17 protein-coding genes are annotated in these 13,415 nt (G+C 71.8%); 10 read left to right on the top strand and 7 right to left on the bottom strand.

Features of this window, described 5'->3' with window-relative positions:
- The first annotated feature begins 7 nt into the window (after positions 1-7).
- Both QFZ75_RS12155 and QFZ75_RS12150 read left to right on the top strand, forming a co-directional pair.
- Positions 8-670 carry a trimeric intracellular cation channel family protein gene (locus tag QFZ75_RS12155; RefSeq protein WP_307544409.1) on the top strand — a complete coding sequence of 221 codons (663 nt, stop codon included), beginning with the start codon at positions 8-10 and terminating at the stop codon, positions 668-670.
- Positions 671-760: 90 nt separating this feature from the next.
- Positions 761-1,642: a thioesterase family protein gene (locus QFZ75_RS12150; protein ID WP_307536363.1), complete on the top strand. Its 882-nt coding sequence runs from the start codon at positions 761-763 to the stop codon at positions 1,640-1,642.
- Between the two features lie 253 nt (positions 1,643-1,895).
- Here QFZ75_RS12150 and QFZ75_RS12145 read toward each other — a convergent pair whose 3' ends face one another.
- The gene (locus QFZ75_RS12145) at positions 1,896-2,513 is read right to left on the bottom strand and encodes a TetR family transcriptional regulator (RefSeq protein ID WP_307536361.1); all 618 of its coding nucleotides are present in this window, start codon (positions 2,511-2,513) and stop codon (positions 1,896-1,898) included.
- Positions 2,514-2,651: 138 nt separating this feature from the next.
- Between QFZ75_RS12145 and QFZ75_RS12140 the strand changes: the two genes are divergently transcribed.
- The 4 genes from QFZ75_RS12140 (at position 2,652) to QFZ75_RS12125 (ending at position 5,950) form a co-directional block, all read left to right on the top strand.
- Positions 2,652-2,816 (top strand): hypothetical protein, encoded by a 165-nt coding sequence (locus tag QFZ75_RS12140; protein ID WP_307536360.1) that lies wholly within the window; start codon positions 2,652-2,654, stop codon positions 2,814-2,816.
- A 190-nt stretch (positions 2,817-3,006) separates the two neighbouring features.
- Positions 3,007-3,219, top strand: coding sequence for a DUF4190 domain-containing protein (locus tag QFZ75_RS12135; protein ID WP_307544407.1), 213 nt, complete (start codon positions 3,007-3,009; stop codon positions 3,217-3,219).
- An 84-nt stretch (positions 3,220-3,303) separates the two neighbouring features.
- Positions 3,304-4,473 carry a cysteine desulfurase family protein gene (locus QFZ75_RS12130; RefSeq protein ID WP_307536358.1) on the top strand — a complete coding sequence of 390 codons (1,170 nt, stop codon included), beginning with the start codon at positions 3,304-3,306 and terminating at the stop codon, positions 4,471-4,473.
- A 193-nt stretch (positions 4,474-4,666) separates the two neighbouring features.
- Complete coding sequence (locus tag QFZ75_RS12125; protein ID WP_307536356.1) at positions 4,667-5,950, top strand: DUF6777 domain-containing protein; 1,284 nt, start codon at positions 4,667-4,669, stop codon at positions 5,948-5,950.
- 41 nt (positions 5,951-5,991) lie between these two features.
- On the opposite strand, the gene QFZ75_RS12120 is transcribed toward QFZ75_RS12125, so the two are convergent.
- Positions 5,992-6,705 (bottom strand): N-acetylmuramoyl-L-alanine amidase, encoded by a 714-nt coding sequence (locus QFZ75_RS12120; protein WP_307536355.1) that lies wholly within the window; start codon positions 6,703-6,705, stop codon positions 5,992-5,994.
- 60 nt (positions 6,706-6,765) lie between these two features.
- Between QFZ75_RS12120 and mnmA the strand changes: the two genes are divergently transcribed.
- Positions 6,766-7,893 (top strand): tRNA 2-thiouridine(34) synthase MnmA, encoded by a 1,128-nt coding sequence (gene mnmA / locus QFZ75_RS12115; RefSeq protein WP_307536354.1) that lies wholly within the window; start codon positions 6,766-6,768, stop codon positions 7,891-7,893.
- On the opposite strand, the gene QFZ75_RS12110 is transcribed toward mnmA, so the two are convergent.
- Together QFZ75_RS12110 and QFZ75_RS12105 are read right to left on the bottom strand one after the other, a co-directional pair.
- Positions 7,877-8,050 carry a DUF397 domain-containing protein gene (locus QFZ75_RS12110; protein ID WP_307544405.1) on the bottom strand — a complete coding sequence of 58 codons (174 nt, stop codon included), beginning with the start codon at positions 8,048-8,050 and terminating at the stop codon, positions 7,877-7,879. The two genes, mnmA and QFZ75_RS12110, sit on opposite strands and share 17 nt — an antisense overlap.
- A gap of 22 nt (positions 8,051-8,072) precedes the next feature.
- Positions 8,073-8,921, bottom strand: coding sequence for a Scr1 family TA system antitoxin-like transcriptional regulator (locus QFZ75_RS12105; protein WP_307536352.1), 849 nt, complete (start codon positions 8,919-8,921; stop codon positions 8,073-8,075).
- Between the two features lie 271 nt (positions 8,922-9,192).
- Between QFZ75_RS12105 and QFZ75_RS12100 the strand changes: the two genes are divergently transcribed.
- Entirely contained in the window at positions 9,193-9,678 is a 486-nt protein-coding gene (locus QFZ75_RS12100) for an ATP-binding protein (RefSeq protein WP_307536350.1), read from the top strand.
- On the opposite strand, the gene QFZ75_RS12095 is transcribed toward QFZ75_RS12100, so the two are convergent.
- From QFZ75_RS12095 to QFZ75_RS12085, 3 genes are all read right to left on the bottom strand, one after another.
- The gene (locus QFZ75_RS12095) at positions 9,668-11,116 is read right to left on the bottom strand and encodes a hydrolase (RefSeq protein WP_307536348.1); all 1,449 of its coding nucleotides are present in this window, start codon (positions 11,114-11,116) and stop codon (positions 9,668-9,670) included. The genes QFZ75_RS12100 and QFZ75_RS12095 overlap by 11 nt on opposite strands.
- Positions 11,117-11,325: 209 nt before the next feature.
- The gene (locus tag QFZ75_RS12090) at positions 11,326-11,547 is read right to left on the bottom strand and encodes a DUF6243 family protein (RefSeq protein WP_307536346.1); all 222 of its coding nucleotides are present in this window, start codon (positions 11,545-11,547) and stop codon (positions 11,326-11,328) included.
- Between the two features lie 184 nt (positions 11,548-11,731).
- The gene (locus QFZ75_RS12085) at positions 11,732-12,064 is read right to left on the bottom strand and encodes a DUF427 domain-containing protein (RefSeq protein WP_373465850.1); all 333 of its coding nucleotides are present in this window, start codon (positions 12,062-12,064) and stop codon (positions 11,732-11,734) included.
- 118 nt (positions 12,065-12,182) lie between these two features.
- On the opposite strand from QFZ75_RS12085, the gene QFZ75_RS12080 reads away from it, so the two are divergent.
- Together QFZ75_RS12080 and QFZ75_RS12075 are read left to right on the top strand one after the other, a co-directional pair.
- Entirely contained in the window at positions 12,183-12,722 is a 540-nt protein-coding gene (locus tag QFZ75_RS12080) for a TIGR00730 family Rossman fold protein (RefSeq protein WP_307536344.1), read from the top strand.
- A gap of 172 nt (positions 12,723-12,894) precedes the next feature.
- On the top strand, positions 12,895-13,350 hold the full coding sequence (locus tag QFZ75_RS12075) for a DUF5707 domain-containing protein (protein ID WP_307536343.1): 456 nt from the start codon (positions 12,895-12,897) through the stop codon (positions 13,348-13,350).
- Positions 13,351-13,415: the final 65 nt, after the last annotated feature.

Below are 13,415 nucleotides of genomic sequence, written 5' to 3'. Positions count from 1 at the left end.
TGTCGAGGTGTTCCAGCAACTCTTCACTCCCTCCGTCCAGCACACGCTCGACCTGGTCGGCATCTTCGTCTTCGCGATCTCGGGCGCGCTGCTGGCCGTGCGCAAGAACTTCGACGTGTTCGGCATCGCGGTCCTCGCCGAGGTCACCGCGCTGGGCGGCGGGCTGTTCCGCGACCTGATCATCGGGGCCGTGCCGCCCGCGGCCTTCACCGACCTCGGATACTTCCTCACCCCGCTCCTCGCCACCGTGCTCGTGTTCTTCCTGCACCCGGAGGTGGAGCGGATCCAGCTCGGGGTGAACGTCTTCGACGCGGCCGGCCTCGGCCTCTTCTGCGTCTCCGGCACGACGAAGGCGTACGAGTACGGGCTCGGCCTCACCGCCTCCGCGACCCTGGGCCTGGCCACGGCGGTCGGTGGCGGTGTGCTGCGGGACGTGCTCGCCAACGAGGTGCCGTCGCTGCTGCGCTGGGACCGCGACCTGTACGCGGTGCCGGCCATCGTCGGCGCCACGATGGTCGTCCTGTGCCTCCGCCACGACGTGCTGACCCCCTTCACCTCGGCGCTCGCCGTCGCCACCGCCTTCGCGCTGCGGCTGCTCGCGATGCGGTACCACTGGCGCGCGCCCCGGGCGTGGAACCGGCGCTCGACGGCGGTCGAGGTACCGGACTGAACCGGAGGGCCCGTGTTCCTCGGACTCGTGTTCATGTGAAGGAAACAGAAAAAGCTACTGCTTAGTAATTGCCTGTTGTACCGTGCAGGCATGCCAGAAGCAGCTTCCGCGCACGCGACCCGCGCCAGGATCGGCGACAGCGAGTTCGACCGCGACACCGCGGTCGCCCGACGCGAACCCGGCGTCTACGACATCGACCTGTCCGCCGGGTGGACGATCATCAACGCCGTCAACGGCGGCTACCTCCTCGCCGTCCTGGGCCGCGCGCTCGCGGACGCCCTGCCGCATCCCGACCCGTTCACGATCTCCGCGCACTACCTGACCGCGTCCCAGCCGGGCCCCGCGGTCGTGCGCACCGAGGTCGTGCGCACCGGCCGCACCCTCTCCACCGGCCAGGCGTCCCTGTTCCAGTACGACGACGAGGGCCGCGAGATCGAGCGCATCCGCGTGCTCGCCTCCTACGGGGACCTCGACAGCCTGCCCGACGACGTCCGTACGACCGCGACGCCGCCCGCGATCCCGCCGATGGACCAGTGCTTCGGCGCGGCGGACAGCCCCGGTGGCGCCCCCGTCCCCGGCAGTTCCGCCATCACCGACCGGCTGATGCTCAAGCTCGACCCCGCCACGCTCGGCTGGGCCCTCGGCTCGCCGTCCGGCCGGGGGGAGATGCGGGCCTGGTTCGGTCTCGCCGACGGCCGTGACGCCGACCCCCTCTCCCTGCTCCTCGCGGTGGACGCGCTGCCGCCGACCGCCTTCGAGCTCGGTCTGTCCGGCTGGGTGCCGACCGTCGAGCTGACCGTGCACGTACGTGCCCGTCCGGCGCCGGGCCCCCTGCGGGTCTCCGTCACCACGCGCAACCTGGCCGGGGGCTTCCTGGAGGAGGACGCGGAGGTCTGGGACGGTGCGGACCGGCTCGTCGCCCAGTCCCGCCAGCTGGCCCGCGTACGGCTGAGCCCGCGCAAGGGGAATTGAGCCGCCCTCCACCCGGCCACAGGCGGGGCACACCGGGGCCCGAGCGGGGCGCCGTCGGGGATGCCGTCAGGGGTGCCCGGCGGTGGACCTGGGGGCCCGGGCGGCGGCCGGGGCGGCGGCTGCGGCCCCGGCGGCCGGCAGGGCAGCAGGCCCAGCAGGCGCAGGCGCAGGGCCAGGGCGTAGGGCTGGAGCGCAGGACTCAGGGGCGCGTACGAACTTTCGTACGCGCCCTTCGCGCTGCGTGGGCCGGGCGTCAGTCCAGCCAGTGGCGGCGGCCGATGCTGATCAGCCGCATCCGGCGCCCGGCCACCCGGGCCACCTGTTCCTGTTCCTCCGGGGCCGCCTCCAGGAACGTGCCGGCGGTCATCAGCATCTGGTCGACGTACAGTCCGGCGAGCATCAGCAGATCGCCGTCGCTCCAGCCGGCCGACTCCGGCTGCCCGGCCAGTTCGGCCTTCACCTCGTCGGTGAACCGCTCCATCTGCTCCGCGATCGCGGCCCGTACACCCTGCACGCCGCCGTTGCGCTCACGGGCGACGAACCGGATGTGCGCCGGGTGCTCGCGCACATGACGGGCGATCAGGGCGACGGCGCGGTCTATGCGTTCGTCGCTGTCGCCGGACGCGGACACCGTGCCGGAGATCATCGGGTGCAGGCTGCCCAGCGCCTCCTCGACCAGGGCGACACCGAGGTCCGCGATCGAGTGGAAGTGCCGGTAGAAGGCGGTCGGGGCGACCCCCACGGCCCGGGTGACCTCGCGCAGGCCCAGGCTGCTGAGGCTCTGCTCCTCCAGCAGGCCCAGGGCGGCGTCCAGGAGCGCCTGCCGGGTCTTCTGCTTCTGCGCCTGCCGGACGCCGGGACTGTGACTCATGCCATGCAGTCAACAACTGTTCTCCGGAATGAGGAAGTCGGCGAGCGCGCTAGACTGGGTAGTCAGTGAACAACTGTTACGACAAGCGTTCACCGAATCGTCGAGTGGCAACTCGCCGGACTTCACGGGAGGCATCTCATGCTGTTCCTCGTCGCAGCGCTTCTGCTGCTGGGCGTCGTGCTGGGCACCGTGGCCCACGCCCCGCTCTCCTTCACGCTCGTCGCCGCCGTGGTCATCGGCGTCTGGCTGGCCGTGTTCGCGGTCCGCGAGCGCCACGGCCGCCGCCGCGGGACCTCCGGCTGAGCCGCCGTCGCCCTTCCGACCCGTCCGCGCACCACCGCCCGCCGGGAGCAGACACATGGAACTCACCACCAGCACCACCAGCACCACGCGCACCAGGTCCACCGGCGCCACGCCCGTCGGCGCCACGTCCGCCGCCGTCGCGCCGCGGCGCCGGAACGCCGGACGTGACACCGTCCGCGACGCCGACGGCATGGCCGTCGCGTCGTTCATCCTCGGCCTCGTCGGCCTGCTCGCCCTGAACGTCGTCCTGGGCCCCGTCTCCATCGTCCTGGCCTCGGCGGCCCTCCTGCGGGGCACCGGCCGCCGCGGACGCGCCTTCCTCGGCCTCGGCCTGGGCGTCGCCGACCTCCTGGTCCTGCTCGCCTTCATGTCGGCGGACAACACCCTGTCCTGGAGCTTCTGAGCCCGGCCGCCGGCCCCGGGTCGGGCCCGTACGGCCCCCGCCGGACCGGGTCACCCGGGGGCGGGCCCTAGAATCGGGCACACCATGGCATACCTCGACCACGCCGCGACCACGCCCATGCTCCCGGAGGCGGTCGATGCGATGACCGCCCAGTTCGCCGTCACCGGCAACGCCTCCTCCCTGCACGCCGCCGGCCGTCGCGCCCGCCGGACGGTCGAGGAATCCCGGGAGACCCTGGCGGACGCCCTCGGCGCCCGTCCCAGCGAGGTGGTGTTCACCTCCGGCGGCACCGAGGCCGACAACCTCGCCGTGAAGGGCCTGTACTGGTCCCGCCGCGACGCGGGCCCGGCCCGCACCCGGATCCTGGCCAGCCCCGTCGAGCACCACGCCGTCCTCGACGCCGTCGACTGGCTCGGCGAGCACGAGGGCGCCACGGTCGAGTACCTCCCGGTCGACCGGTACGGCCGCGTCCGTCCCGAGGCCCTGCGCGAGGCCATCGAACGCAACCCCCACGACGTCGCCCTCGCGACCGTCATGTGGGCCAACAACGAGATCGGCACGATCATGCCGATCCGTGAACTCGCCAACGTGGCGGCGGAGTTCGGCGTCCCGCTGCATGCCGACGCGGTCCAGGCCTTCGGACAGGTCCCCGTCGACTTCGGGGCCTCGGGACTTGCCGCGATGACCGTCTCGGGCCACAAGGTCGGCGGCCCGTACGGCATCGGCGCGCTGCTGCTGGGCCGTGCGTACAACCCGGTGCCCGTCCTGCACGGCGGGGGGCAGGAGCGGCACGTGCGCTCCGGCACGCTGGACGTGCCCGCCGTCGCCGCGTTCGCGGTGGCGGGCCGCATCGCCGCCGAGCGGCGGGAGTGGTTCGCCCGCGAGATCGGCGCGCTGCGCGACGGCCTGGTCGACACGGTACGCAGGGCGGTGCCGGACGCGATCCTCGGCGGCGACCCGTCGCAGGGGGGCCGCCTCCCCGCGAACGCCCACTTCACGTTCCCGGGCTGTGAGGGCGACTCGCTGCTCCTGCTGCTCGACGCCCAGGGCATCGAGTGCTCCACGGGCTCCGCGTGCACGGCGGGCGTGGCCCAGCCCAGCCACGTCCTCCTGGCCACCGGCACCGACCCCGACCTGGCCCGCGGCACCCTGCGCTTCTCCCTCGGCCACACCTCGACGCGGGCGGACGTGGAGGCGGTCGGCGAGGCGATCGGCCCGGCGGTGGAACGGGCCAGGACGGCCGGACTCACCTGAGGGCTGTCGTGCGGACGGTCGGCCCGGTGACGGAGCGCGGCCGCGGCACCGGGCCGAGCCGAAATACGTCTCCCCGGCCATGCGGCGAGGGGGGCTGAAAACCCTTGCTGCTGGGACCGTTGACGCCGGCGGACCGTCCGGTCCGGGCGCGAACGGGGGGCACGACATGGCGCGCGCCGACAGGCGATTTCGTATGTTCACCCGCAGGACCGCGGGGGCGTTCGTCGCCTTCGCCCTGGTCCTCGGATCCGCGTCGGGCCTCGGGTGCGCGATCGGCCCCGTGGTGGCCCGTGCGGCGGCGGCCGAGGCGGTGGGATACGTGGCCGAGAACGCGTTCTTCACCGGTGACCTCGGCCACGGCGTCGGCCTCAAGGGGAACCTCACCGACAAGGGCGGCTCGCACCGGGGCAGCGAGCAGGGCCTGTACGGGGGCAGCCGCCGGCTGGACGTCTGTGACACGGGCCTGCTACTGGACTTCCTCCTGACCGTCGGCAACGCCGGGAAGAAGTCGGCCTGGGCCAGGACGCTCGGCATCAGTGCCAGGAACAAGAAGGTGCGGGCGTTCGTCGGGTCCCTCACCGAGGTGGTCCTCGCCAACGACACCCTCGTGGGCAACCACGGCTACAGGAAGGGCAGGGCGAACCGCTACGACGCCGTACTGGAGGCGGGCACCGCCGTACTGGTCGACCTCTTCGGCGTACCGCGTGTGAAGTGCAACTGCGGCAACCCGCTGACCGTCAGCGAGCACGACCCCGGGGACGTCGACATCAAGTTCGGGGGCAGGAACAAGGGCAACAAGAAGTGGAACGTCGACAAGGGCCGCGTCGTACGGGTCGAGAAGGCCGACGAGAGGCAGACCACCCTGGTCGCGGTGGACCTGGACAACCCCGACCGGCAGGTTCCGATCGCGTTGCCCGCGCCGCCCGCCGAGAAGGAGCGGCAGGTCACGGTGCCGGCGGTCAGGGGCATGAGCGAGAGCCGGGCGACAGAGGCGCTGACGGATCTGGGCCTCACCGTGCAGACCGAACGTGTCGACGCGTCCGACGTGGAGACCGGGCTGGCCACCGGTACCGACCCGGTGGACGGCACGGCGGTGGCCGCCGGCTCCACGGTGACCCTGACGGTCTCCGGCACCGCGACGCAGGACCTGGTGGACGTGCCCTCGGTGACCGGAAGGCCGCTGGCCGAGGCGGAGGAGCTGATCCGCCAAGCCGGTCTGGTCCCCGCGGTGGCCCTCCAGGGTGCGCCCGCCGACCAGGTGGGCCTCGTCGTCGGCCAGGACCCGGAGGGCGGCCGGGTGGAGCGTGGCAGCACGGTGGCGCTGACGGTCGGCGAGGGGACCGACGCCACGGACGGGGGTACGGACACCGGCGTGGACGCAGGCACGGACACCGAGGTGGACGGTGGCACGGACGCGGGTGCGGATGCGAACGGCGGAACCGACGCCGGTGTGGACGCGGGGGCCGTCGCCCCGTGAGCCGGACCGGACCGGACCGGGCCCAGTCCGGCCCGACCGGCCTACGCGCCGGCCGTGGGAGTGGGCGTCGGGGGCGAGGTCGGGGTGGGTGTCGGGGAAGCCGCCCGCTTCGCGGCCTCACGCACCAGGGGTATGTACCGGCCCCAGTCCCAGTGCGGGCCGGGGTCGGTGTGGTCGGTCCCCGGGACCTCGACGTGGCCGATGATGTGTTCCCGGTCGACGGGGATGTCGTAGCGGGCGCAGATCCGGGTCGTCAGGCGGGCCGACGCCTCGTACATCTCGTCCGTGAAGTCCTCGGGCCGGTCGACGAACCCCTCGTGCTCGATGCCGACACTGCGCTCGTTGAAATCGCGGTTGCCCGCGTGGAAGGCCACGTCCAGCTCGCGGATCATCTGCGTGATGCGGCCGTCCCGGCCCACGATGTAGTGCGCGGCGGCGCCGTGGCCGGGATCCTGGAAGACCTTCACCGCGCTCTTGAAGCTGCCCTGCGTGACATGGACGATCACGCGGTCTATGCCGAAGTCGTCGGGCCGGTCCGCCCGCCGCCAGTTCGCCGGGGACGCCGCCACCCAGCGCGCGCCGCGGAAGTCGACCTCACCCTCCTTGCGCGGCTTCTCCACGCCCGGTGTGCGCCACCACAGGCGGCCCAGTTCGTCCCGGGCCAGCACGGCGGTGCCCACGGCCGCCGCGGCGCCCCCGATGAGCAGCGCGCGGCGTCCGATGCGCCGGTCCGAGTCGTCGGTCGTCTCCCCCATGTGATCGTCAACGGATACCCGCGGGCTCCGGTTCCCGGGGACCCGTACCCTTGAGGAGTTATGACTGAGACCTCGCAGCGCCCCCGCCCCCTCCGCGTCCTGGCCGCCATGTCCGGTGGCGTGGATTCCGCCGTCGCCGCCGCCCGTGCCGCGGAAGCCGGGCACGACGTGACCGGTGTGCACCTCGCCCTCTCGGCGAACCCGCAGTCGTTCCGTACGGGCGCGCGCGGCTGTTGCACCATCGAGGACTCGCGCGACGCCCGCCGGGCCGCGGACGTCATCGGGATCCCGTTCTACGTGTGGGACCTCGCCGAGCGTTTCCGCGAGGACGTGGTGGACGACTTCGTGGCCGAGTACGAGGCCGGCCGCACCCCGAACCCCTGCCTGCGCTGCAACGAGAAGATCAAGTTCGCGGCCCTGCTCGACAAGGCGCTCGCCCTCGGCTTCGACGCGGTCTGCACCGGCCACTACGCGAAGGTGCTGGTGAACGAGGACGGCACGCGCGAGCTGCACCGCGCCTCCGACATGGCCAAGGACCAGTCGTACGTCCTCGGCGTCCTGGACGACCGCCAGCTCGCCCACGCGCTGTTCCCGCTGGGCGACACGCTCACCACCAAGGACGAGATCCGCGCGGAGGCCGAGCGCCGGGGCCTGGCCGTCGCCAAGAAGCCGGACTCGCACGACATCTGCTTCATCGCCGACGGCGACACCCAGGGCTTCCTGGCCAAGCGCCTCGGCAAGGCGGAGGGCGACATCGTCGACGAGTCCGGCGCGGTCGTCGGCAGCCACGAGGGCGCGTACGGCTTCACGATCGGCCAGCGCAAGGGCCTGCGCATCGGCACGCCGGCGCCCGACGGCAAGCCGCGCTACGTCCTGGACATCTCGCCGGTGGACAACACGGTGACGGTCGGCCCGGTGGCCGCGCTCGACGTCACCGCCCTGACGGCGATCAGGCCCCGCTGGTGCGGCGCGGCCCCGACCGGCCCCGGCACGTACACGGCCCAGCTGCGTGCCCACGGCGGCGAGACGGAGGTCCGCGCCGAGCTGGTGGACGGCGCCCTGGAGGTCGCCTTCACGGAGCCGGTGCGCGGGGTGGCCCCCGGCCAGGCGGTCGTCCTGTACGAGGGCACGCGCGTGGTGGGCTCGGCGACGATCGCGACGACGGAGCGGATCAGGGCCTTGGCCTGAGGCTCCGCACCAGCGCGCGCAGCGCGGCCCGGTCCGTCGTGAGCACGGCGGCCGGGCTGTCGCTCTCGCGAAGCGCTATGGCCTCGGGGCCGGTGGCCGCTATCTCGACGCAGTTGTTGCCGCCGTCCCCGGAAAAGGACGACTTGCGCCAGTGCACCTCGGGCAAGACGCGCTCCCTTCTACAGTTCTTTGGCGATCCGATGGATGAAATCGGTCGACTTTTTGGCAGTCAACGCCACTTGTCCGACCAAGTCCAGCCGCACTCGGAAGTTCTGCAACTGGGTGGGTGAGTCGAAGAACAAGGGGCCTGCCGGTGAGTCCATGTGCACTGTGTCCAGGTGTGGGTTGGCCGCCACCGCGTAAAGGATGGAGTCTCCCGCCATGGGGAAGCCCCCGTTGGCGAAGGGGATGACCAGCAACGTCACGTTGTCGCGCTCGTTCTCGTCCAGCAAGTGCTGAAGCTGCGCTCGCGTCACGTCCCTGCCGCCGAATTGCATTCGCAAGGCCGCTTCGTGGATGACACCGGTGTACGGAGTCGGATCGGTGCCGGTGATCACCGACTGCCGGGCAAGGCGATGGGCGACGCAGAGTTCGATCTGCAGACGGGGCGGTTTCGGCACGACGAGGTCGAACATGGCCCGCGCGTGATCCTCGGTCTGGAACAGTCCCGGCAGATGCGAGGTCTGGACCGTTCGCAGGCGGACCGCGTGATGCTCGATCTCCGAGATGTCGAGCAGGCCGGACGGGATCTTCCCTCGGTAGTCGTCCCACCAACCTGCTCTGCGCCCACCGGTCATGGAGACGAGAGTCTCGATCAGATCCTCGTCGGCGCACTCGTAGATGCTCGCCAGCCTCCGGAGCCGTTCCTCGCCGATGCCGTAGCGGCCTGCCTCGATGTTGGAGATGTTCGTCCGGTCCGTGCCCAGGGAGTTCGCTGCGGCGGGTGCTGACATGCCGGCCGCTTCGCGCAGCCGTCGAAGCTCAAGGCCGAAACGGCGTTGCCGGATTGAGGGGGGATTCGGTGCCATGGGGGCCTCCTTGCTCGCGCACAGTGTGCCGATGCCGGAAGCGCGAGTCCACTCGCATTGGGTATTTAACCCGTTTAGGTTGAAGTAATGGCACGGGTTAAATCGCAGGGCCTATGGTGTGGCTCAGGTCACCGTTCAGGCCCCGCGCCCAGCGGAAGCGCACCGGCATGCCTGCCGACAGGCACACCGTCGTGGCGCGAGGTCCGGAACCGGCGGCCCCGACCACTCTCCACGCGCTCCGCGGAGCGCCCCGCACCCCTGGAGGTGCCGCGTGAGTCCCGCCCTCGACGTCCGGCCCGACGGCCCGCACCCCGAGCCCTTGCCGTTCACGGCTTCCTGGATCTACGAACTCCACTTCCCCTGCGATCCCCGCAGCCCGGGCATCGCCCGACTGACCCTCCGCGCGGTCCTGACCGCGTACCACCTCGCCGAACTGGCGGACCGGGCCGAGCTGTTGACCACCGAGCTCGCGACCAACTCGGTGCGGCACACCAAGGGCCCGGCCTCCGTGCGGCTGCACTGGCTGCACCCCGTGCTGCGTGTCAGCGTGTGGGACATGAGCCCCGACCTGCCTTCGCCGGCGCCGCCTGCGCCGGTGAGCGTGCACGCGGACGGCGGCCGGGGCATGGTCATCCTCGACACCGTGGCCGACCGCTGGGGCGGGTGTGCCATAGGGGAGGGGCCGTACGGGCCGGGCGGCAAGACCATGTGGTTCGAGCTCTCCCTGCCCACAAGGCCGGTACGGGTCACACCGTGAGCTTGAACGCCTCCAGCCAGAGGACGTTGTTGTGGGTGCCGGCGTAGGTGAAGTCGTACCCGGCCTTGGGCTCGTCGCATTCCCGGGCGAGCCAGGCGTCGTTGTGGACGTGGACGACCTGGCAGACCGGGCCGGCGCCGTTGTCGACGTTGAGGGTGAACCCCAGCATGTCCGGGGCGTCCTCCTTGGCGCTGCCGACGTAGTTGTCGGCGCCGTCTGCGGCGTCCGACCACGGGTCGGGGAAGTGCCCCTCGCCGTTGGTCGATCCCGGGTCGTGGACGAAGGCGGCGCCCGCCGTGCCGTTGGTTCCGGCCACGGCGATGTTGACGGCCTTGAGCGGGGTGTTCTTGCCCACGGTGCCGGCCGTCTGGCCGTCGCAGACGGCGTTCGTCCAGCCCTTGCCCTTCACGTAGGCCCGGTAGCAGATGTGCCGTCCGTCCGGGTCGTCCTCGGCCAGCTCCCGGACGGCGGTCGCCGCGGTCCGCTCCGGAGCCTTGGTCTCCTTCTTCTTCTCGGAACCGTCGTCCTTCGCGCCGCCGCCACCCCCCGCGCCGTCTCCGTCCGCGGCCTTCGTCCCGGTCGGGGCCGGGGGCTGCGTGGCCGGGGCGGAGGGGGCCTTCAATGCTCCGGGCGTCGGTGAGGGGGAGGGTGCCAGGGTGCTGACGCCGGCTTCCTGGAGCTTCTCCCGGGCGGCGCTGGTGACTCTGGGCTGGTAGGCGATCCACAGCATCACGAAGGTGATCGCCAGTGCCACGAAGATGCCCAGGAAGGTGGCGAGCCAGCGGGGGAGGAAGCCTCGTTGGACATAGGTGCCCGCCACGTCCAGCGGCTTCACCCCGGAGCGCTGTACGGCCAGGGTGTAGGGCCGGTCCTCCTTCGAGCCGAACCAGATGATCTGCCGTGGCTTGAGCGTCGTTTTCACGAACGCCGCACGCCCCGGCTCGATCTGCACGTTCGACGGATGGATGTCGTACGACAGCTGATCGCCGTTGTCGCTGCCGCCGATCGAGGCCGTCAGCTTCGTGTTGCCGAGGTTGTCCACCGCCAGCTTCGGACGTCCACGGAAACGGCCCTTCACCGTCGGCGGCACCAACTCCGCCCGCAGCTCCGTGAAGGGAGTGATCGTCAAGTTGCCTTCCGGGACGGTGACTGCCTCCGGATGTTCGGTCGGGGTGATCCGCACCGCGTACGGGTTGGGGCCCGCCGTCGCGTCGGGCGTCCGTGGCGGCGTGAACGTCAGGTCCACCGAGCCCGTCGTCCCCGGATACAGACGCAGGACCTGCGGTTCCACCGTCGTCCAGGGCGCCAGATCACCGACCGCCTCGAAGCGGTACTCGTCCACCACGTCGCCGGTGTTGCGCAGACGCAGCCGTACCGTCGTACTGCCACCCGGGTCCACGGTCGCGGAGGCGGGTTCCAGGGAAGTCCAAAGGCTCACTCCCGGACGTTAAACGCCACACAGGTACCAGGGCAGGAAGCCTCGGGGCACGACGGGTGCCCGAAGGGGCGGGACCGGCTGCCCCGGGTGATCGGTCGAGGCGCGGTGGCCGGCCGGGAGCCGAGCCCTGATACGGGGCAGGGCCCGGAGCGCGTGGCGCGCTCCGGGCCCTGCCGTGTGCGGTGCCGCCGCCCCGCGGCGGCGGTGCGTCAGCTCTGTGCTGCGCTGTCGTCGTCCGTCTGCCCGGCGCCCTCGGCCGCCGCCGCCGTCTTCTCACGCATCTTGCGCACCAGCTCCGCCTTCTGGTCGGCCGCGCCCTGGCGGTCGAGGTTGCGGTGCGGGCCGTTGTTCTGCCGTTCGGCGCGGGACTGCTTCTTGCGCTTGCCGCCGCCCTGACCCACGGGGTTGTTGATGTTCTTGCTCACGGTCACGGGTTCTCCCGGTAATGAGATGAAATGATCTACGGATTCGTCGGTGGGGGACGGGCGGCCACGTCGGAGGATGTCAGCGGGGGCCCGTCACGCGCTCACTCGTAAATCGGCGTCTGGAAGAACATGGCAAAGACGTTACCCGGTTCCGCCGGCGCCGCGCACCAACGTTTCCGCCGCCCCGGCGTCACTCGGCGGTGACGGTTTCCACCTCGTAGAAGCAGAAGTGGTCCTTGATCCCGGCGACCTCCGGCTTCGGGTCGGGGTACGCCCAGACGAGGTCCGGGGCGTCCGGGAGCGACCAGTAGGACGCGTCGCCCTTGAAGGGACAGTGGGTGGAGGTTTCCGACGGGGTCAGCAGGTCCACGTGGACGTCCTGCGGCGGGAGGTAGTAGCGGGGCAGGAGGCCCGTCTCGCGCAGCACCAGCGGGCGTGTGCTGTCGGCCAGTACCCGGCCGTTGTGGACCGCCCGGACGTGCTCGGTGCCCTGCTCGACGGTGATGTGATGGCCCTTGGTCACGGTTTCCACTCCTCGGTAGAGGTCGTGCGGCGGTCGCGGGGACGCGGCCACGTCCTGCACAGGTACAGCGTCGGGCGTCCTCGTGTTCTTCCCCCGCGGTGACCCGTAGGTTGAGTCCATGAACATCTGTGTCTTCCTCTCCGCCGCCGACCTGGACGAGCGCTACACCCGGCCCGCCCGCGAGTTCGCCGAACTGCTCGGCAAGGGCGGGCACACGCTCGTGTGGGGCGGATCCGACGTCGGGCTCATGAAGGTCGTCGCCGACGGCGTGCGGGAGGCGGGCGGGCGGCTGGTGGGCGTCTCCGTGGAGTTCCTCGGCGCCAGGGCGCGCAAGGACGCGGACGAGATGGTCGTCGCCCGGGACCTCGCGGAGCGCAAGGCACTGCTCCTGCGGAAGGCGGACGCCGTCGTCATCATGGTCGGCGGGACGGGCACGCTCGACGAGGCGACCGAGATCCTGGAGCTGAAGAAGCACGGGCACACCGACAAGCCGGTCGTCCTGCTCAACACGGCGGGCTTCTACGACGGCCTCAAGGAGCAGTTCCTGCGCATGGAGGCCGAGGGGTTCCTGCCCGTGCCGCTCACCGATCTGGTGTTCTTCGCGGAGGAGGCCGTGGGGGCGCTCGCCTACCTGGAGGAGAGCCGCGGCACGCAGTGAGCACGCGCGCGTGCGGGAGCGCGCGTCGCGCGTGGTCCCCGGTGGGCGCGTACCCAGGCCGAACTGAGTAGGTGCGCTCATGACCGGCGGGACGGTGCACGGCGAGTATCGGTGCAGCGGCGCAGTCCAGGCGCGCCGGTCCGATCCAGCCGAGTCAGTCGCGGAGAACCCCATGTCCCGTCGTGTCGCCCTGTCCGCCGTCGCCGCCGGTGCCGTCCTGCTCGGCGGTGCCGGGGCCTTCGCCCTCGCCCACGCCGGGGAGCAGCCGCCCACCCTGGCGGACAGCGCCGCCCGCTACACCGCTCCCGGCGGCGACCGCGACGGCTCGCTGACCTTCGTCACCGACGTCACGGCGTCCTCCGGGGTCGAGAGCGTGAAGGTGCTCGCGTGGCCGGAGAGCTCGTCCTTCGCCGAGGAGGGGCTGACCACGAAGGACATGGCCGCGGCGGAGCCGGCCGTCTGCGAGCCGTCGCACGGCGACACCGCGCGCTGCACCTACACCATCGCGGTCACCGGCCCCGACGCCGAGTCGTCCCCGCGTGGTGACTGGCACGTCGCCGTCCTGGCCACCGCCGAGAACGGCACCACGACCCTGGACACCGGGGCGGCCGGGTTCACCGTCCGCTGACCGCCGGGCGGGCCGTCCGGCGGGACGGACGGCCCGCCCGGACCCTGGGCCCGGACCCTGGCGTC

This window comes from Streptomyces sp. V3I8 (assembly GCF_030817535.1).
In the GTDB taxonomy this organism is placed as follows: domain Bacteria; phylum Actinomycetota; class Actinomycetes; order Streptomycetales; family Streptomycetaceae; genus Streptomyces.
This window is presented reverse-complemented; position numbering and strand designations above follow the sequence as displayed.

Bases quoted from the DNA above. Each gene is read 5' to 3' on its own strand.
- QFZ75_RS12150 (WP_307536363.1), top strand. From the start codon at position 761: ATGCCAGAAGCAGCTTCCGCGCACGCGACCCGCGCCAGGATCGGCGAC.
- QFZ75_RS12145 (WP_307536361.1), bottom strand. From the start codon at position 2,513: ATGAGTCACAGTCCCGGCGTCCGGCAGGCGCAGAAGCAGAAGACCCGG.
- QFZ75_RS12140 (WP_307536360.1), top strand. From the start codon at position 2,652: ATGCTGTTCCTCGTCGCAGCGCTTCTGCTGCTGGGCGTCGTGCTGGGC.
- QFZ75_RS12135 (WP_307544407.1), top strand. From the start codon at position 3,007: ATGGCCGTCGCGTCGTTCATCCTCGGCCTCGTCGGCCTGCTCGCCCTG.
- QFZ75_RS12130 (WP_307536358.1), top strand. From the start codon at position 3,304: ATGGCATACCTCGACCACGCCGCGACCACGCCCATGCTCCCGGAGGCG.
- QFZ75_RS12125 (WP_307536356.1), top strand. From the start codon at position 4,667: ATGTTCACCCGCAGGACCGCGGGGGCGTTCGTCGCCTTCGCCCTGGTC.
- QFZ75_RS12120 (WP_307536355.1), bottom strand. From the start codon at position 6,705: ATGGGGGAGACGACCGACGACTCGGACCGGCGCATCGGACGCCGCGCG.
- mnmA (WP_307536354.1), top strand. From the start codon at position 6,766: ATGACTGAGACCTCGCAGCGCCCCCGCCCCCTCCGCGTCCTGGCCGCC.
- QFZ75_RS12105 (WP_307536352.1), bottom strand. From the start codon at position 8,921: ATGGCACCGAATCCCCCCTCAATCCGGCAACGCCGTTTCGGCCTTGAG.
- QFZ75_RS12080 (WP_307536344.1), top strand. From the start codon at position 12,183: ATGAACATCTGTGTCTTCCTCTCCGCCGCCGACCTGGACGAGCGCTAC.
- QFZ75_RS12075 (WP_307536343.1), top strand. From the start codon at position 12,895: ATGTCCCGTCGTGTCGCCCTGTCCGCCGTCGCCGCCGGTGCCGTCCTG.